Consider the following 17390-nt stretch of genomic DNA (forward strand, 5'->3'; position numbering starts at 1 on the left):
AGGGTGAGCCAGGCTCACCCTCGCGTCGGGTCAGGCGATGTTTTCTGCCGGTGCATCGAGCCCCATCGCATGCAGGCGCGAGTAGTAGCCGTTTTGCGCCAGGAGCTGGGCGTGGGTGCCGCGCTCGACAATTTCCCCATGGTCCATGACCAGGATCAGATCGGCCTTCTCGATGGTCGACAAGCGGTGAGCGATCACCAGCGTAGTGCGACCTTTCATGACCTGATCCAGCGCCGCCTGAATGTGCCGCTCGGATTCGGTATCGAGCGCCGAGGTCGCCTCGTCGAGAATCAGCAACGGTGCGTTCTTCAACAAGGCCCGGGCAATCGCCAGACGCTGACGCTGACCACCGGACAGCAACACGCCGTTTTCGCCGACCTGAGTGTCCAGGCCTTGCGGCATTTGCGAGATGAAGTCCATCGCATAAGCGTCCGCGGCGGCCTTTTCGATGTCTTCACGCGGCGCACCGGCGAGGTCGCCGTAGGCAATGTTGTTGGCAATGGAGTCGTTGAACAGGGTCACATGCTGCGTCACTTGCGCCACATGCCGACGCAGATTACGCAGACGGTAATCTTCGATTTCTACGTCATCGAGCAGGATTTCGCCGGTTTCATGGTGATAGAAACGCGGAATCAGACTGGCCAGGGTCGACTTGCCGCTGCCGGAACGCCCCACCAGCGCGATCATTTGCCCCGGTGCCGCGGTGAAGCTGATGTTCTTCAGCACTTCACGGTCGGTGCCTGGGTAGGTGAAGCTCAGGTTACGCACTTCCAGGTGACCGCTGACGCGATCGCGCTCGACGGTGCCGGTGTCGATCTCAGGCTCGACGTCCAGTTGCTCGAAAATGCTTTCGGCACCGGCGACGCCTTTCTGGATGGTCGAACTGACTTCCGACAACTGGCGAATCGGTTTCGGCAACAGGCCGGCGGCGGTGATGTAGGCCACCAGGTCACCTGCGGTGGCATCACCGCGCAGGAACAACACGAGGAACATCAGCACTGCCATGGCGGTGTAGATCACCAACTGCAGCATTGGCGTGTAGACCGCGCCGGTCTTGGTCATGCGCAATTGCTTGTCGGTGTTGCCCTGACTGGCTTCGGCAAAGCGCCGCTCTTCATAGCTTTCGCCGCCGAAGCTGCGCACCACACGGTAGCCCTGAATGGTTTCGGAAGCCACGTGCGTCACGTCGCCCATCGCCACCTGGATCTTCTTGCTTTGCTTGCGGAATTTCTTGCTGGCGCTGCTGACCATGATTGCGATGATCGGCAGGATCGCCAGCATCACCAGGGTCAGTTGCCAGTTCATCCACAACAGGTAGGCAAACAGGAACACCACGGTCAGGCCTTCGCGAATGACCACTTTGATGGCATCCGTAGCAGCACCGGTGACCATGGTCACGTTAAAGGTGATGCGCGAAATCAGGTGCCCGGAGTTATGGGTGTCGAAATAGCGGTTGGGCAAAACCAGCAATTTGTTGAACAGCTCGACGCGCAGGTCATGGACCAGACCGAGGGAGACCTTGGCCAGGTAATAGTTGCCCAGGAACGACCCCAGGCCTTGCCATGCCGCGATCAGGATGATCAGCAGCGGCACGGCCATCAGCAACTGCAAGTCTTTTAGGTAGGGAACATTCGGGAACAGCACCGCTTCCGGGTTGCTCAAGCCGTCGACGAAGTATTTGAGAATCCCGGCCAGCATCGGCTGTGTCGAGGCAAAAATCACGAAGCCAATGATACTGATGGCAAACAGGCCCCAGTACGGGCGCACATACGACAGCAGGCGCAGGTAAATCTTCAAGCTCGACGGCGCAGGCGAATCAGGGCTAGTCATGAGAACCCGTTGTATGAGAAAAGAGCCCGCGAGTGTAACACAGGCCATTTTAGTCGCTGAGCTGCGGTAATATAGCCGGCTATCCATGCCTCACGGCGTCGACCCCGGAGTATTGATGCAAGCGCTTGACCACACCCGATACCTCGCCCTGCGCGAGGGTGCACAAGTCCTTGAAGCGGATGGTTCGGGAGACAAGGTGCTGCGGTTGACGGACGGCTCGATCCTCAAGCTGTTCCGCCGCAAGCGTCTGTTGACGTCGGCCGCCTGGTATCCGTACGCCAAACGTTTTGCCGACAATTGTGATGCATTGCGTGAACGGCACATTCCCTGCCCGTCGATTCGTCAGGTCTACCGCATCGCGAGTATCGAGCGCGATGCCGTGCACTACGATCCGTTACCGGGTCAGACCCTGCGTCAGTTGCTGGACGACGAAGGCGACGCTGATCCGCTGCGCGGCCAGTTGGGGGCGTTCATGGCGACCCTGCATGAGCGCGGGATCTATTTCCGCTCGGCGCACCTGGGCAACATCGTGCTGACGCCCGAGCATCAATTGGGTTTGATCGACATTGCCGATATGCGGGTCTATCGCCGTCCGCTGCGCAAGACCCTGCGGCTGCGCAACTTCAAGCATATGGTGCGTTACCCGCAGGATCGCCAGTGGTTGCTCGACGATCGCGGTGAAGTGTTCATGCAGAATTATGGCCAGACCCAGAGCGTTTGCTCTGCGGAAGAATTGAGCATCGCCCTGCAAAAATGATCTGGACACCTTCGCCTCCGGGGAGGAGGCGAAGGTCAGGCATTACGCCAGTGCCTGGCGTCGCGCTTTCAATACACGCGAGAGAATCATCGCCGAAGGCAGCAACACCAGCGGCCACAACTCGTCAGGGTTGCCGATCAGCAAACTTCCATCGAAGTTCAACATCACCAACGCACACGCCAGGTAAACACCCCACGCATCGCGCAGACGCCAGGCTTGCCACAGCGAAGCCACCATCAACCCGACAAACAGCAGCAACGCCACCGCACCGCCGTAAAGTCCCATGGCCACGAAGATATTATGCGGATGCTGGATCGGCATCGTGCCATCGAGCAACTGTTCAGTATGGAAACCGATGCCGCAGCCCAGCGCCCAACCGCAGTTGCGCCACTCGCCGATCATGATGTGGAAGATTTCGATGCGGTACGAATCACCCCGGTTCCACAGGGACAGGAACCAAAGCTCGTTGTGCACCATCCAGAACAACAGACCGAGAATCACCAGGCCAACCGCCATCGCACTGCCCACCAGCCGCGGCTTCTTGTAAAGCGCGTAAAGCAGCCAGGCGCCCAACAGGAAGGCTCCGCCCACCAACGCGGTGCGTGTCTGCATGACAAAGACCACGGCGAACACCGCCAGGAAGACAGCCAGGCCACCTTCGATCAGCCTCCGCTCCTTGACCCACATCGGCAGCGCCAGCCCCAATGCACAGAACAGCCAGATACTGGCATAGATGACATTTTCCAGACGCCCTGGAAGCAGTCCGACACGGATGCCGACGGCATACTCACCGGTCACCCAGGCGTAGATCGCCGAACTGAATACGTACAACGTCAGGACCCAGAACTGCGCACGAACGAAGGCCGAGCTGCGGAAAAACTGTGGATTGGTGAGGGCGCCCACGACCATCACGAACATCAGCACATAGAAAATGTGCTTGAAGAACTGCGCATGTCCGGCAATCGTCGCCGGAACCAGAAACCACAACAGGAACGCCAGCCACCCCAGCGCCAACGGGAGCTTGAACAGGCCTGCCCCGCGCTCCTTGACCAGAAAGACCAGCCCAGGCAAAACCATCAGGCCGTAATACAGGTTGTTGGTCCACTTCGAAGACCAGCCCACCACAAAACTCAACAGGAACAAGCAAAGTGCTGCCCCGAAGTACGACGTGATGGTGATTTTCCCTGGCTTCATGCCGCTAAATTCCATTGACTACCCAACCTATTGCCACACCAAGAATCAGGGCCACGACCAGCTTGATTCGATCGAGACGTTTACGCCTTAACTTGTTTTGCCGTTCCTGTGGTACCACCACGTGCTCACCGAAACCGGTGTGCAGTACCGCGTCGTTCTCCAGAATCAGCGCATAGCGGTTTTCGCCGGCATACAGGCGCGACAGGTCTTTCTCTCCGGAAAAAGCGGAGTACGGTGCATGAATCAGGTAATCGGCACGGCGTCGCAAGCCCGGGTTCAGGGAGAAGCCCTGCCAGTCGGCCTTGTGCGAGCCCAGCACATAGAAAGGAATGCCGTGGCTGACTTTGCGCTCGTTCAAAAACACATAAGGACTGTGAACCTTGAGGTCATGATTGAAGCTGCGCAGCCACACCTGCAAGGCTTGCGGATCTTCTTCCAGCAAGCATTGGGACTCTTCGATAAAGCCTTCGCGGTAGAAGTCCCAGTCATCTTCGCAGTGGAAAATCCACGAGGTCTGCACCTCGGCATAGGCCGCATCGATGGATCGTAGCTGCCCCAGTCGCGGATTGTTGATGAAGAACCGGGTATGCGCCCGCCAGTGCTCCGGAATGCAGGCCTCGACGGCGCTGTCGCCGGAGTCCTCGGTAATGAATACCCTGCGGATGGGAGCCGTATTGAACCGGTCAAACGTCTCCAGGGTTCGCTTCAACAGATCGAAGCGACCGCAACTGGTGATGACGACCGAAATGTCGCTAGTCTCGCTGAACAGCATTTATTTACACCGCTCCATTAGTGGTTTGACCGCCGGCTTCACAGCCCGAGCGTTAAGCGTATTTTTTCTTTCCAGCCCAGCGGAACGTGCTCGCGTAGCGGCGCGCGCAGGGCGTCGACAATCGCATGCCCAACGGCGCGGAAGGTGTAACGCTGCTCTACCAGAGCCTGCCCGGCCAATGAAATGGACTCGGTCAGTTGCGGGGACTCACGCAACACCGCGAGTTTTTCCCTCAATTCATCGCGCGTTCGATAAAGCACAATGTTGTGCATATCGACAAAGCCCAATGCGCGATTCTCTTCTTCGCCCTGATCGTAAGCAAACAACACACAACCACAGGCCATGGCCTCGAAATTCTTGATCATGTATTCGCCCATGCCGACATCGGCACTCACGAAATAACGGATCCGGCTCAACGTCTCGCAGTATTCCTCACCCGACTTGGTGCGCGTGATCAGCAGGTTTTCGACTTCGGCCACGGACTCGAGCATCGCCCTGCGTCCGGCATAGGCAACACTGTTCAGGCTGCCGACGAAACCCAGCTCGATGTCACGTTCACGCTGACGGTTCTGCAACAGCGCCTGATCGTAGCCCTTGGGCACGAAATGCGCGTCAAAGCCTTCATCGCACAGGCGCTGGCTGACCATGTAACCCGAGCTGATCACCCGCGCCCAGGGCAACTTGCGGTAATGGGCGCTGAACTTTCCGGTGTACTTGCACGGAATGTAATTCTGGTACGCATCGTGTTCCAGAATAACCAGATTGGGCAGGGTCTGTATGAACCTCACCTGTCTGATTTCTTTTTTGAAGCGCAGGAAGAACACGATCCGGTCATAGCGAGAGACATCTACGTGCTTGCGAAAGTAGCCACGCAAGTCGTCCTGTTCCTCACTGGTCAATTCGCGCTTGTCACACTCGCACTGCTCAGCGATACCGTCATACAGCCGGTCGAGGATCGCTCGCTGCTCTTTCTGCACCAGAAACAGAACTTTCAATTGGTCTCTCTCTTTCCCGACAGCTCATGGACCCAGAATAATTCATGGCGTCGCACCGCTTTACGGAAGAACTCGTTTTCGCCGAAAGCCGGCCATTGCCTGGCAGCCAGGCAACGTTGTATCGCCCGGCGGAGTAAACGCTTGAGGGGTAGTCGCGGCTGAAGGTCGTGCATCATGCCCAACGACATGGCCTTGTGCCACTGTTTTTCGGTCGACAGGCAAAGCGACCAAGGGCGCAATGGCTCTTCGGCACTGATTTGCGGAGGCATCGCCACACCCGCACCGGCATCACCCATTGGCCAGCGATCGTTATCGTGCAGGTGATTGGCGTAATGCAACAAAGTCTCGGGCTGCCAGGCTGTACCACCCAGCGCCTGCATCACTGCTTGTTGCGAACATAGGTGGTCCGGGTGCGGGTCGAAGCGCGGATGCGGCAAGACAATGACCTGGGGCTGAATGCGCTCGATCAGCTCTTTCAGGTCGGCCAGCAGGTTGTTCCAGGACGGCACGCCATCCACGTCACTGCCCAGGGCGAACGGATTGAACCGTCGAAAATAACGGGTATCGCCCAGTTGCGCCTCGCGGGACAACACGGCCTCGGCCGGCGCGTTTTGCATGGCAGGCAACTGTAGACAGAAGTAGCCCAGCTGGACACAGCGTTCCTGAGGTACGCCGCCCCACAATGGCACGCTGATACTGTCCCAGGCGCGAAGCGAACCTTTCAACCGGGATGCTTCGACGCCTTTGAGCCCCATCTGCTGATAGTGTTCGGCCTCGATTTCACCGGCGGTCAACGTCACGATCCAGCTTTCGCTGGCACTGCTGTACAAGCCGAACGCGGCCAGTTCGGCATCGTCGGCATGGGGCGCGATTACCATCACCCGCCGATTGCTGTAATCCGGATGTTCGAACGCCCAGAGTACCGGTTCGCCGAGCAATCGGCAGAAACGCCCGCGCAGACGCAGCTCGCCTTTGGACAGAACCTGCGCCTGGCCGCTGAGATTGAGGTAACGCAGACCGCTCACACCACGCTCAAAGACTTGCCGGTCCGGACTGTCGCCACCCGACAATTCCACTATCGGGTCGAGAAAGCGCCCCAGCCAGGTGCTTTTGATCCGTAACGCCAGCACCAGGGTCGCGTCGTCCACCAGCATGACGCCGTCATCCAGCCGCAAATGCTCACCGTCCAGGTGAACCTTGGGTTGTTGGGTATAGGGCGGGAAGCTGTACTCGTAATCGTCTTTGGGCGAATAAAACAAATGGTCGGCAAACCATGCTTCGTGAGCGATCCAGCCCAGGACCGCCAGAATCAGCGGCAACCACCAGGCCACCAGCACGCCGATGGCAATCAACAGCACCAGCGCGACCAGCAGGCCGATGCGTTTCTGGCGCCGATGGCGCTTGAGCAATTGCTGTTTACGGCTCATGGATTGGCTCATACGGTGAAGACTGGCACAGGATTGCACCAGCGATCCTTGTATTCACGATCGGCGCGACCGAAGGAGAAGCGCAGGGGCTTGTCCAGCGCTCGCGCATGCTCCCAGGCACTTTGCGTATTGAGAAAGCTCAGCACGCTGCCAGGGCTGAATTCACGGGTTTGCGGGTCCACGCCACCATTGATGTACTCGACACTGATCCATTGCGGCGCTTCGACGCGGTAAACCAGTTGAATCGCGATCGGCGCGTCGTTGAGGAAAATCACCGAGCCGATCAACAAATCACGCAACAACTCGATCACTTCGCCCATGCGCTCGGCGCCGGTGGCCGCAAAGCCCCAGCGACGCTGAAACAGGTCGCAATAAATCGCGGCCAGTTCTCGGCTGGAAAACTCGCTGACCGGCCGCACCACGCCGCCTGCCTCCTCCAGCAAGCGCAATTCGCGGCGCTGGTTGTAGCGAAACTTTTTCGACAGCTCTTCCGGAGTGCGGGCCATGGCCAATTGTTCAGCCTGCAACCTGATGCCTGCGAAGCGGCCTTCATTCAGTGCTGACAGATAACGGGCGCGATGGCGCAGGGGCGCTTGGGTATCAGCAGCGGCTGGCAGGATGAGCTCGGCATTGCCGAGGTCGAACAGGCCTTTTTTACCGTTGCGCTTGAGCACGTCCTTGGACAAGGCAAGGTCGCGCCCCCAGGTCGGGATGGCCGCCTGGACGTCACCGTTTTGCGCCCAGGCCAGATAGCGCACGGGAATGCCGGCCAAATGAGCCAGTCGTTCGACGACCATCGGATGCGTCGCGACGCTGCCGCCATAACGGTGCCAGGCCTCGGCGTATGTCGAGGCATCGACCACCGCCCAGCCACGCTCGCGCCAGCCTTGTAGTCGGTTGAGCATCAGCCCCTCGGCGCCAGTTCGGTAACGTGTGGCAAACGCCAGAAAGCATCGCGTACGGCACGGTCGGAGAAGCGTTCACGCAGGCGGTCGAGCATCAGCTCGGCGCACTGGCGACGTTGTTGCTCATCCATTGCGGCCAGATGGTGCAGCCCTTGAGCCAGGTGCCCGGCATCGCCCAACGGGAACAGAATGCCAACGCCTTCCACCACTTCCTTCGCGCCGCCACACGCCGTGGCGAGCAACGGCACGCCGGCAGCCATGGCCTCCAGTAGCACCATGCCGAACGGCTCGTGATCGGAACTCAGGGCAAACACATCGAAGGCACGGAAATAACGCCGAGCCTCGGGCACCTGCCCAAGGAACAGTACGCGATCGCCAATGCCCAGTTCGCGGGCCTGGGCCTTGAGGTCCTGCTCCAGCCGACCGGTACCCAAAACGACCAGTTGGCTGTTAGCCGGCAAACCCGGCAGAGCCGTCGCAAAACCTTCCAGCAACGTGGCCTGATCCTTGTCCGGATGCAGCCGCCCGACGTTGCCGACAACCCAGGCATCCATCGACAACCCCAGGGTTTCCCGGGCTTCACGAACGGACACCTGGCTGTCTTGCAAGGTTTGCACATCGATGCGGTTATAGAGTGTCTGAATCCGCCCGGCCGGCCATTTCGGCAAGCAACTGCGCATGTCGTCGCGCACCGCGTCGGAAACCCCGAGCAGGCTCAGACGCTTTCGGAAAATATGGGCGAAGAGTTTGCGAGTGCCGCGCTTGTAGTCATCAAACGCGTGATGCACGCCGATCACCGGCAACGAAGTGCCCAACAAGGCGATGTAGATCGGCTTGAAACGATGAGCGATGCAGAAGCTGAAGTTGCGCGAAGCGGCGATCTTGCGCAGATCGCCGATGGCACCCAGCTTCAGGCCACGAATGGCCTTGGAGCTGTATTCCATGAACAACACTTCATCGGAAGCACAGCCCGCGGCAACCTCGCTGTCTGCAACCCCGGTCAGAAACACCGTGGTCACTCGATATCCGGTCCCCGCGAACAGGCTGGCGTACTGCCGGGCGCAGTCCAGAAACGGCCCGTCATAGCCGTGACAGAACTGCAGCACATGGCGTTCAGCCGAGCGTGTCATATGCGTCCGCGCCCTCTTTGACCACCAGGATGTCTTCCATGATCAGATACTGCAGGTCGGAGCCGAAGAACATGTTCAGGGCATCCGTCGGCGAGCAGATCATCGGCTCGCCACGACGGTTGAGCGAAGTGTTCAGCGACACGCCGTTTCCGGTCAGCACTTCCAGCGCCTTCATCATGTCGTAGTAGCGCGGGTTGTATTCGCGCTTGAGCACCTGGGCCCGGGACGTGCCGTCTTCGTGGACGACTTCCGGCACGCGAGTTTTCCACTCTTCAGCCACTTCGAAGGTGAAGGTCATGAACGGCGCCGGGTGATCGATCTTGATCATCTGCGGTGCGACGGTGTCGAGCATCGACGGGCAGAAAGGCCTCCAGCGCTCGCGGAACTTGATCTGGTGGTTGATGCGGTCAGCCACGCCGGTCGCACTCGGGCAACCGATGATCGAACGACCGCCCAAGGCACGCGGACCGAACTCCATGCGACCCTGGAACCACGCAACCGGGTTGCCATCGACCATGATCTTGGCAATGTTTTCCGGCATGTTCTCGAGCTTGCGCCATACCGGCTTGCTCGGGTGACGGGCGCATGCTGCCAGCACGTCTTCGTTGCTGTACGACGGGCCGAGGTAGACGTGTTCCATCTTCTCGACCGGCACGCCACGGGCGTGAGACACGTAGGCCGCCGCGCCGACCGCGGTGCCGGCATCGCCGGACGCAGGCTGGACGAACAGCTCTTTGACGTCGTCACGGGCGATGATTTTCTGGTTGAGCTTGACGTTCAACGCACAGCCGCCGGCGAAGGCCAGCTTGCCGGTTTCCTTGAGCACGTCGCCCAGGTAATGGTCGATCATCTGCAACGCCAGTTTCTCGAACAGCGCTTGCATGCTCGCGGCGTAGTGGATGTACGGCTCGTCGGCGATGTCGCCTTCTCGCTTGGGACCCAGCCACTCGATCAGCTTCGGCGAGAAGTAGAAACCCTTGCCCTTCTCTTTATAACGGCGCAGGCCGATGACGTTGGCGTAGTCGGTGTTGATCACCAGCTCGCCGTTCTCGAACGAGGCCAGGCGGGAGAAGTCGTACTTGCTGGCGTCGCCGTACGGCGCCATGCCCATGACCTTGAACTCGCCGTCGAGCATCTCGAAACCGAGGAACTCGGTGATCGCACCGTACAGGCCGCCCAGGGAGTCCGGATCGAAGAATTCCTTGATCTTGTGGATTTTGCCGTTTTCGCCGTAACCGAAGAAGGTCGTGGCGTACTCACCCTTGCCGTCGATGCCGAGGATCGCGGTTTTCTCTTTGAAACCGGAGCAGTGGTAAGCGCTGGAAGCGTGAGCCAGGTGATGCTCGACGGGCTCGATCTTGATTTTTTTCGGGTCGAAGCCCAGTTGCTCCAGGCACCAGACGATCTTGTTGCGATAGCGCTTGTAGCGACGGTTGCCCATCAGGATCGCGTCGAGGGCGCGGTCCGGGGCGTACCAGTAACGCTTGGCGTAATGCCAGCGTGCCTTGCCGAACAAGCTGATCGGCGCGAACGGAATCGCAACCACGTCAACGTCGGACGGCTTGATGCCCGCCTGCTCGAGGCAGAACTTCGCCGATTCGTATGGCATGCGGTTCTTTGCATGTTTATCGCGCACAAAGCGCTCTTCTTCAGCCGCCGCGACCAGCTTGCCGTCGATGTACAAGGCTGCGGAAGGATCATGGCTAAGGGCGCCGGACAGGCCAAGAATCGTCAATGCCACAGGGGTCTAGCCTCTTTAGTCTGCATGCAGGCGCAACGCGCCTCAAAAATTAATGTGCCCTCGCAAGGGGCGAGAGACAGCTAAAGGGCGGGATTATAGCGTAAACATGCCGGGAATGACCCTACGGTTATCAGCGGCGTAAACATGACCCAAGGCCAGGACGCATGGCCAGGATCATCCGCGACCCGGCCGCCAGTAAATCCTGAGATTGCCATCGGCCCCTTGCCGGTAAATCGTGTACGGCAAGACAACGGTGTCCAGCGCACCGGACAACGCCAGGTCCAGCAAAACCAGCGGTACAAGAAAACCCGTGGGGTCCGGCGGTGCATTCAGCACACAAAAATCGTAGGCCATCCCGCTGTAGATACGCGGGATGGACTGGCAGTAGGTTTTTTGTTTGCGCAGGTCACGCGCCGCGTCTTCGTCATTTTGCAGGACGGTGACGGCGGTGCCGCAGCCAGATAGCGCCAGTGAGAATGTGCCGAGCAGAACAGCCATTTTAATCGTCAAGATTTGCCCTCCATGAACGTCAGGCAAACTAGCATTGCGGCTATTCAGGGCACAGTTCATGGGGTCTGGGGATCATGTAGGACATTTCATAAGAACTTGTCCGCCTGATCTCCGGTGGCTGTGCCGGCACCATCGCGAGCAAGCTTGCTCCTACAGGATCTGCAGCGGGCACAGAATGTGTGTTTGCCGCAGACCCTGCAGAAAACTCAAGCAGCGCTGGCGATTTCTTTGGGCAGCCGCTGATCGATGACCTGATACAGCGCGCTGCTCTCAGGCCAATTGCGCATGAACCTCGCCCGGTCCCGCGCATACGCCGGGGCGAAGCTGGCGAGCGAGCCGTGCTGACGCATCGCGTCCAGATCGATCAGCGCCCAGCGATCTTCCTGCCAGAACAGGTTGTGGCCCTTGAAGTCGCCATGACTGATTCGCTCGCGAATCAGCTCTGCAAACAAATGATCCAGCGCCACCAGCTCTGCCTCGGGCGCTTCACCGCTTTCAACGTACGGCGCAAACCGCTCGATGATGTCCGGCCCCGGCAAATGCTCGGTCACCAGATACGCCCGGCTGCGCAACCAGAGAAAACGTTTTTCCAGCACGGCCAGCGGTTTCGGCGTGGCAATACCGAGGAATGCCAGCCGATTGCCTTCGCGCCATGAGTGCCAGGCACGGCTCGGGCGCCAGAAGCGCTGGAGCCAGTGGGCAAAGCCTTTGATGTTGTAGCGCTTGATTACCAGCGTCCGACCGTCCACCGCGACTTTTCCGACACTCGCCGCGCCGCCGGTCTTGTACAGATGGCCCTGATCGAGCAATGCATCGGCCTGCTCCAGCACCGGCAACATCGCCGCTTCTTCCTCGCGGCGAATCGCCCGCAACCCGAAGGCCCCGCGCTGCACGCTGAACAGCGTGCATTCGCGTCCGACCTTGATCAGGAAGTCCTTGAGGCGCCAGCTGCGGACCTTGTCGATCTGCTTCTGCAACGCTTCCATGGGCAAGGCATGCTCGCCATTGCTCAACAGGTAATACACCAGCAATTCTTCGGTGAAAGGCTCCAGCGCCTTGGGCAACTGGGCGAAAAACACCCCGAGGTTTTCCAGGACTTTCTGCCGCGACAATGGCTGGCCGGGGGTTTCGCTGCAGATCCCGGCGCCGTCGATCAGATACAGTCGACCGCCCTGACGCAGCAGGTTGTCCAGGTGCAGGTCTTCCTGCCACAGCCCTTTGCGGTGCATCTGGCCGATCGCGCCCAACGCCTCGGCCAACACGGCTCCTTGTCCATCCGCGAGCACCGGCAAGTGCTCGACCTGTTTCCAGGTATCCCCCAGGCTCTCGGCGCCTTCAAGGAAATCGAACAGCAACCAGCTGCCCTCGCCGTCCTTCAAGCCGTCGGCCAGCAGCTGCGGCGTGGTCAGACCTTGAGCGGCGAGCAAGCGCACACCGTCCAGTTCTCGCTGGAAATGCCGGGCCGCCTTGGTGCCGACCAACAACTTGGCCAGCACCGGGCGGCCACGCCAGACACCGGCGCCGACATAACGCTGGCCCGGCAACACCCGCAACAGACTCAACAATTGCAACTCGGCAGGGCCGGCGGCATCGGCCAGTGAAACGCTCAGCGGCAGAGCCGGGCTACGGCCGGTGTTTTTCAGTTCGGACAAACGCATCAGCGCGCCTCCTTGTGGCTGCGCCGCGCAGTCAGTCGCGCCAGCCAGCTGTCGATCAGCGAACTGTCCTGCGATTGATCCAGGTAAGCGGCCAGCAATTCACGTACCTGCGCATCGCTCCACTCGGGCGCCCGCCGCGTCAACGGCTCCAGATCCTTGACCCGGTCACGCCGGCCCCACAGCAGCGGCCGGGTTTTCTCCAGGTCGATCAATTGGGCCTGGTAACCGTCGCCCGTGGCCCGTAGAAAAATGTGTTTGGGATAGAAGCAGCCATGAACCTGACGCGCCGCGTGCAGGCGCCGAGCCAGCTCGCCACACGCCTGCAAAATCGCCGAGTGCTGCGCGCCACTTAACTCCGACCAGCGCTGCAACAGCGAATCCAGGTCATCCCAACCGTCCAGCGCACGGGTCAGCAGAATCGCCCTGACTTCGCCATCGACTTTGCGCTCACCGAAGAACGCCGCTTTCAGCGCCGGAATGCCAAGCTTTTCATAACGACTGATGTTGCGAAATTCCCGGGCAAAACTGGGCTCGCCAAACGGCGCATGCAACGTGCGCATCTGGTAGTTGCTTTGCCGCTTGAGGTAGAAGCCGTGACCTTCAAGATCCAGCCGAAACACGCTGCTCCAGCCACCGCGCACGGTGTTGGGCTCATCCACAGCATCAAGCTGCCTGGCCCAAAGCGCATCGAAGTTGCCGAGGCCGTGGCGCTCCAGTAGCGCACGGTCTTCAGCAGCCAGAAAATCAGTCATTCGCGTCCCTCAAAAAATCTAACCACGTGCCGGATCCGTTTTTTGTCGGCGGCATTGAGTCGTGTCCGTTGGCTGTATTGCAGGTAAAAGCGCAGGCGTTGAGTCGCCGACAGCTGATACTTGGCGACCTTGTCCAGGCACGCCAGATCCTTGGTGATACGGTACTTGAGCCAGAAGCCGCGCCAGAAATTACCGTTTGGGCAATCGATCAGGAACAGCCGGGCCTGGTCGTCGATCAACAGGTTGCGCCACTTCAGATCGTTATGGGTGAAACGGTGGTCGTGCATGGTCCGGGTGTAACCGGCCAATTGCCGACTGACATGATCGACCCAGGCGCGGTCCGCCAGTTTTGGATCATGCCGTTCAGCCAGGATGGACAGGTCTACGGTTTGCGGCAGTTCAAGGGTAATCATCGCCCCGCGAGCGTACGCGGCACCGCGCCGCTCCAGCCCCCAGGCCACCACTTCAGCAGTGGGAATGCCCCATTTGGCGAAGCGCTTGAGGTTCTGCCACTCCATTTTCACCCGTGGCTTGCCCAGATAACGGCGCAAGCCCTTGCCCGCGCCGACGTAACGCTTGACGTAATAGTTGACGCCATTGCGATTGACGCGGATGACTTCGGACAACGGGTCGTGAGTCAGTCGCTCGCCCTTCAGCGCAAACACCGCTTCAAGGCTGCCGAAATCTTCTGCCAGCTCGCTATAAGCTGGTTCCAGTTTCCAGCCCGACATCAGAGCGCATCCCCGTATCGCTGTTTACGGTCGTAGAGTTTGTTGGCCTTGCCTTCCAGCCAGGCGAGCAGCCCCGCTTCTTCCGACAGAATCTGGCGCAGCGGTTGCTGGAAGTAGACCTTGAGGAAACGCAACTTGTCGCGCTGGGTCAAGCCGATGTCCAGGGCCGAGAAGTACAGCGCTGCCAGATCCTTGTTACGCCAGCGCTGGGTAATCGTCGGGCGGGTCTGGGCGCGGTGCAGGTCGATCACCGAAAGTTTGAAATCGTCGGCGGTCACCGGTTTATCGGTGTGCAACAGGAAGTGGCAGATGTAGCAGTCGCGATGGTTGACCCCGGCGCGGTGCATCATGCCGGTCATGCGCGCGACTTCGGCGATCAGCGCGCGCTTGAGTTTGGGCTCCGGCGGTTGCTTGACCCAGTCAATACTGAAATCTTCGAGGCTGACGGTCGGCGCCAGCTCTTCGGTAACGATGAACGAATGCTGATCCGCCGGGTTGCTGCCCTTTTCACCGTAGGCGACGGCAGTCATGGTCGGCACACCGACCTCCTGCAGGCGCTGAATGGCTTTCCACTCCTGGCCCGCACCGAGCACCGGCAGCTTGGCGGTCAGCAGGTTCTTGAAGATCTCGCCCCAGCCAATGCCACGGTGGATCTTCACGAAAAAACCATTGCCGTTCACTTCAGTGCGCAAGGTCCGGCGCGCTTCCAGCTCGCGATAAACCTCGCCCTGCAAGCCTTCGACTTCGGCGAACGGGTCGCGTCCGGCCCAAAGGCTCTTGAACGGTTCAGCCAGCATCAACTTCATTTAGCGTGCTCCGCCAGAATCACATCGGCCGCGTGTTGCGGCATGCTGTAGAGGTCGGCCGTCTCGGCGAAGGCCAGACCGTTGCGGCTCCAGGCCGCCCGTGCTTGAGCGTCGTTCAACATGCTGGTCAGGTATTGCGTCAGTTGCGCCTGATCAAAGGGTTCGTCCAGCACCAGGCCGGTGTCGGCCTCGGCGATGTAATGGGCGTAACCGCACACGGCGCTGACCAGTACCGGCAACCCGGCCACCAGGGCTTCGAGCAACACGGTCCCGGTGTTTTCGTTGTACGCCGGGTGGATCAACAAGTCGGCACCCAGCAGAAAACGCGGGATATCGCTACGCCCCTTGAGGAACGTCACGTTGTCACCGAGCCCCAAGGCGGCACTCTGCACCTGGAACAACTTGGGGTCATCCTGGCCAATTACAAACAGCCGGGTGCGTTTCTTCAGGTCAGCGGGCAATGCGGCCAGCGCCTTGAGGCTGCGATCCACGCCCTTGGTCTTGAACCCGGAGCCGATCTGCACCAGCAACAACTCGTCGTCCTGCAGGTTGAATTCACGACGGAACCCGGCACGAATCTCAGCCGCATTCGGTGGTGCACGACGGTCCTGAGAAATGCCCGGCGGCAGCAAATGGAAGCGTTCCAGCGGCGTGTCGTAATGCTTGATGAACAGCGGCTGCTGGACTTCGGAGATCATCAGCACTTCAGTCTTGGCGTCCTTGGCGAACACCGCGCGCTCGTACTCGGCGAAGTGCCGGTAGCGGCCCCAACGACGGTACAGCGAGTTGCGCAGGTTCTGCGCCTTGTCTTCGAAGCAGCCGTCGGCGGCGTAGTAGACGTCCAGGCCTGGCATTTTGTTGAAACCGATCAGGCGGTCCACCGGACGCTTGGCCAGATCGGCCTCCATCCACTCGCTGAGTTTCTCGTTGCGACGATGATTGAAGAACGCCTTGACCGGCGCCACCAGCACTTCGAAACCCGGCGGGATGTCGCCTTCCCAGATCAGCGTGTAGACACGAATCTGATGACCGCGCTGCTGACATTCCAGGGCAATGCGCATGAAATCGCGCTGCAAGCCCCCGAACGGAAAGTACTTGTACAAGACGAATGCCAATTGCATCAGCGCAGCTCCTCAGCCAGTAACAACGTGCTCAGTCGGGTCGCGACACGCTCGGGATTCAAACGCGTGAAGCACAGTGGCGACTCGCATTTCAGGTCAAACCGGCGGGCATCTTCGGCCGTCGGTTGATAGGTGCATTTCTTTTGCAGGCAGGGTGCGCAGGGGAAATCGCTGGCCATGTGAATCTGTGCCTTGCCATACGCGCCGGTCAGGCCTGGGTTGGTCGGACCGAACAGCGACAGCGTTGGCACATCGAGTGCGGCCGCGAGGTGACCAAGACCGGTGTCCACCGCCACGCACGCTTGCGCGCCGGCCAGCACTTTGCCGATGCCCGCCAGGTTCAGCTTGGGCAGCACTTCGACGTGGCGCATGTCTTTGGCGATGCGTTCAGCCCGGGCCTTCTCGGCCGGATTGCCCCACGCCAGCTTCACGCCGACGCCCAGATAGCCAACGCGCTCGGCCAGTTCGCGCCAATAGGCTTCAGGCCAGTGTTTGGTGTCCCAGGTGGTGCCGTGCAGGAACAGCACATACGGATTCTTGCGCGGCAATTCCACCAGGCGCTCGACGTTCAGGCCGTAATCGCCCAGACCTTTCGGCAAGTCGTACCCCAGGGCGATGGCGAACAGCTGACGCACTCGCTCCACCGCGTGTTGACCACGGGCGACCGCCAGGCGTCGATCATAGAAACGCGCAGCAATCGGCTCTCGCGCCGATCCTTTATCCAGGCCCGCCACCGGCGCCTTGACGTAGCGGGTCAGCAACGCGCTTTTCAACAGGCCTTGCGCGTCAATGACCAGATCATATTTCGTGGCGCGAACGCTTTGCTTGAAGCGCTTCCACTCGCCACTCTTGATGGTTTGCCAGATGTTCTTGCGCCAGCGACGGATCGCCACCGGAATCACCTTGCCCACGGCCGGGTGCCAGGTCGGGATCTCGGCGAAACCTTCTTCCACCACCCAGTCGAACGTGATGCCGGGAATCGCCCGGGATGCGTCGGTCAACGCCGGCAACGCATGAATCACGTCGCCCAGCGAAGAAGTCTTGATCAGCAGAACCCGCAA

The 17390-nt window shown here is 59.9% G+C and carries 16 protein-coding genes; 1 reads left to right on the forward strand and 15 read right to left on the reverse strand.

Annotated features, from left to right (window positions below; genetic code table 11):
• Positions 1-30: 30 nt before the first annotated feature.
• On the reverse strand, positions 31-1830 hold the full coding sequence (gene msbA, locus IB254_RS16610) for a lipid A export permease/ATP-binding protein MsbA (protein ID WP_008040387.1): 1800 nt from the start codon (positions 1828-1830) through the stop codon (positions 31-33).
• A gap of 115 nt (positions 1831-1945) precedes the next feature.
• Here msbA and IB254_RS16615 point away from each other — a divergent pair, with 115 nt between their 5' ends.
• The gene (locus IB254_RS16615; protein ID WP_008040384.1) at positions 1946-2587 is read left to right on the forward strand and encodes a hypothetical protein; all 642 of its coding nucleotides are present in this window, start codon (positions 1946-1948) and stop codon (positions 2585-2587) included.
• Positions 2588-2629: 42 nt separating this feature from the next.
• Here IB254_RS16615 and IB254_RS16620 read toward each other — a convergent pair whose 3' ends face one another.
• The 14 genes from IB254_RS16620 to waaC all read right to left on the reverse strand — a co-directional run bounded on the left by IB254_RS16620 (position 2630) and on the right by waaC (position 17390).
• Entirely contained in the window at positions 2630-3781 is a 1152-nt protein-coding gene (locus IB254_RS16620) for an O-antigen ligase family protein (RefSeq protein WP_008040383.1), read from the reverse strand.
• 4 nt (positions 3782-3785) lie between these two features.
• Entirely contained in the window at positions 3786-4553 is a 768-nt protein-coding gene (locus IB254_RS16625) for a glycosyltransferase family 2 protein (protein WP_192226907.1), read from the reverse strand.
• A 38-nt stretch (positions 4554-4591) separates the two neighbouring features.
• On the reverse strand, positions 4592-5548 hold the full coding sequence (locus tag IB254_RS16630) for a glycosyltransferase (protein ID WP_008027864.1): 957 nt from the start codon (positions 5546-5548) through the stop codon (positions 4592-4594).
• Positions 5545-6975, reverse strand: coding sequence for a PIG-L deacetylase family protein (locus IB254_RS16635; protein ID WP_192226905.1), 1431 nt, complete (start codon positions 6973-6975; stop codon positions 5545-5547). The genes IB254_RS16630 and IB254_RS16635 overlap by 4 nt, the downstream gene beginning before the upstream one ends.
• Positions 6976-6983: 8 nt before the next feature.
• Complete coding sequence (locus tag IB254_RS16640; RefSeq protein WP_192226904.1) at positions 6984-7880, reverse strand: antimicrobial resistance protein Mig-14; 897 nt, start codon at positions 7878-7880, stop codon at positions 6984-6986.
• The gene (locus IB254_RS16645; protein ID WP_008027861.1) at positions 7880-9010 is read right to left on the reverse strand and encodes a glycosyltransferase; all 1131 of its coding nucleotides are present in this window, start codon (positions 9008-9010) and stop codon (positions 7880-7882) included. The genes IB254_RS16640 and IB254_RS16645 overlap by 1 nt, the downstream gene beginning before the upstream one ends.
• The gene (locus IB254_RS16650) at positions 8994-10751 is read right to left on the reverse strand and encodes a carbamoyltransferase (protein WP_008027860.1); all 1758 of its coding nucleotides are present in this window, start codon (positions 10749-10751) and stop codon (positions 8994-8996) included. Before IB254_RS16650 ends, IB254_RS16645 begins: the two co-directional genes overlap by 17 nt.
• A gap of 174 nt (positions 10752-10925) precedes the next feature.
• Positions 10926-11261, reverse strand: coding sequence for a YceK/YidQ family lipoprotein (locus IB254_RS16655; protein ID WP_192418115.1), 336 nt, complete (start codon positions 11259-11261; stop codon positions 10926-10928).
• Positions 11262-11467: 206 nt separating this feature from the next.
• Positions 11468-12919 carry a lipopolysaccharide kinase InaA family protein gene (locus tag IB254_RS16660; RefSeq protein ID WP_192418116.1) on the reverse strand — a complete coding sequence of 484 codons (1452 nt, stop codon included), beginning with the start codon at positions 12917-12919 and terminating at the stop codon, positions 11468-11470.
• Positions 12919-13671: a lipopolysaccharide kinase InaA family protein gene (locus IB254_RS16665; protein WP_192226900.1), complete on the reverse strand. Its 753-nt coding sequence runs from the start codon at positions 13669-13671 to the stop codon at positions 12919-12921. The genes IB254_RS16660 and IB254_RS16665 overlap by 1 nt, the downstream gene beginning before the upstream one ends.
• On the reverse strand, positions 13668-14402 hold the full coding sequence (locus tag IB254_RS16670; RefSeq protein WP_008040356.1) for a lipopolysaccharide kinase InaA family protein: 735 nt from the start codon (positions 14400-14402) through the stop codon (positions 13668-13670). Before IB254_RS16670 ends, IB254_RS16665 begins: the two co-directional genes overlap by 4 nt.
• Positions 14402-15208, reverse strand: coding sequence for a lipopolysaccharide core heptose(I) kinase RfaP (gene rfaP / locus IB254_RS16675; RefSeq protein WP_192418117.1), 807 nt, complete (start codon positions 15206-15208; stop codon positions 14402-14404). The genes IB254_RS16670 and rfaP overlap by 1 nt, the downstream gene beginning before the upstream one ends.
• A complete protein-coding gene (locus IB254_RS16680; protein WP_192418118.1) occupies positions 15205-16329 on the reverse strand; it encodes a glycosyltransferase family 4 protein in 1125 nt (374 codons plus the stop codon). Before IB254_RS16680 ends, rfaP begins: the two co-directional genes overlap by 4 nt.
• Positions 16329-17390, reverse strand: coding sequence for a lipopolysaccharide heptosyltransferase I (gene waaC / locus IB254_RS16685; protein WP_192418119.1), 1062 nt, complete (start codon positions 17388-17390; stop codon positions 16329-16331). Before waaC ends, IB254_RS16680 begins: the two co-directional genes overlap by 1 nt.

Origin of the sequence: Pseudomonas sp. PDM03 (assembly GCF_014852385.1) — a bacterium.
Lineage (GTDB): Bacteria > Pseudomonadota > Gammaproteobacteria > Pseudomonadales > Pseudomonadaceae > Aquipseudomonas > Aquipseudomonas migulae.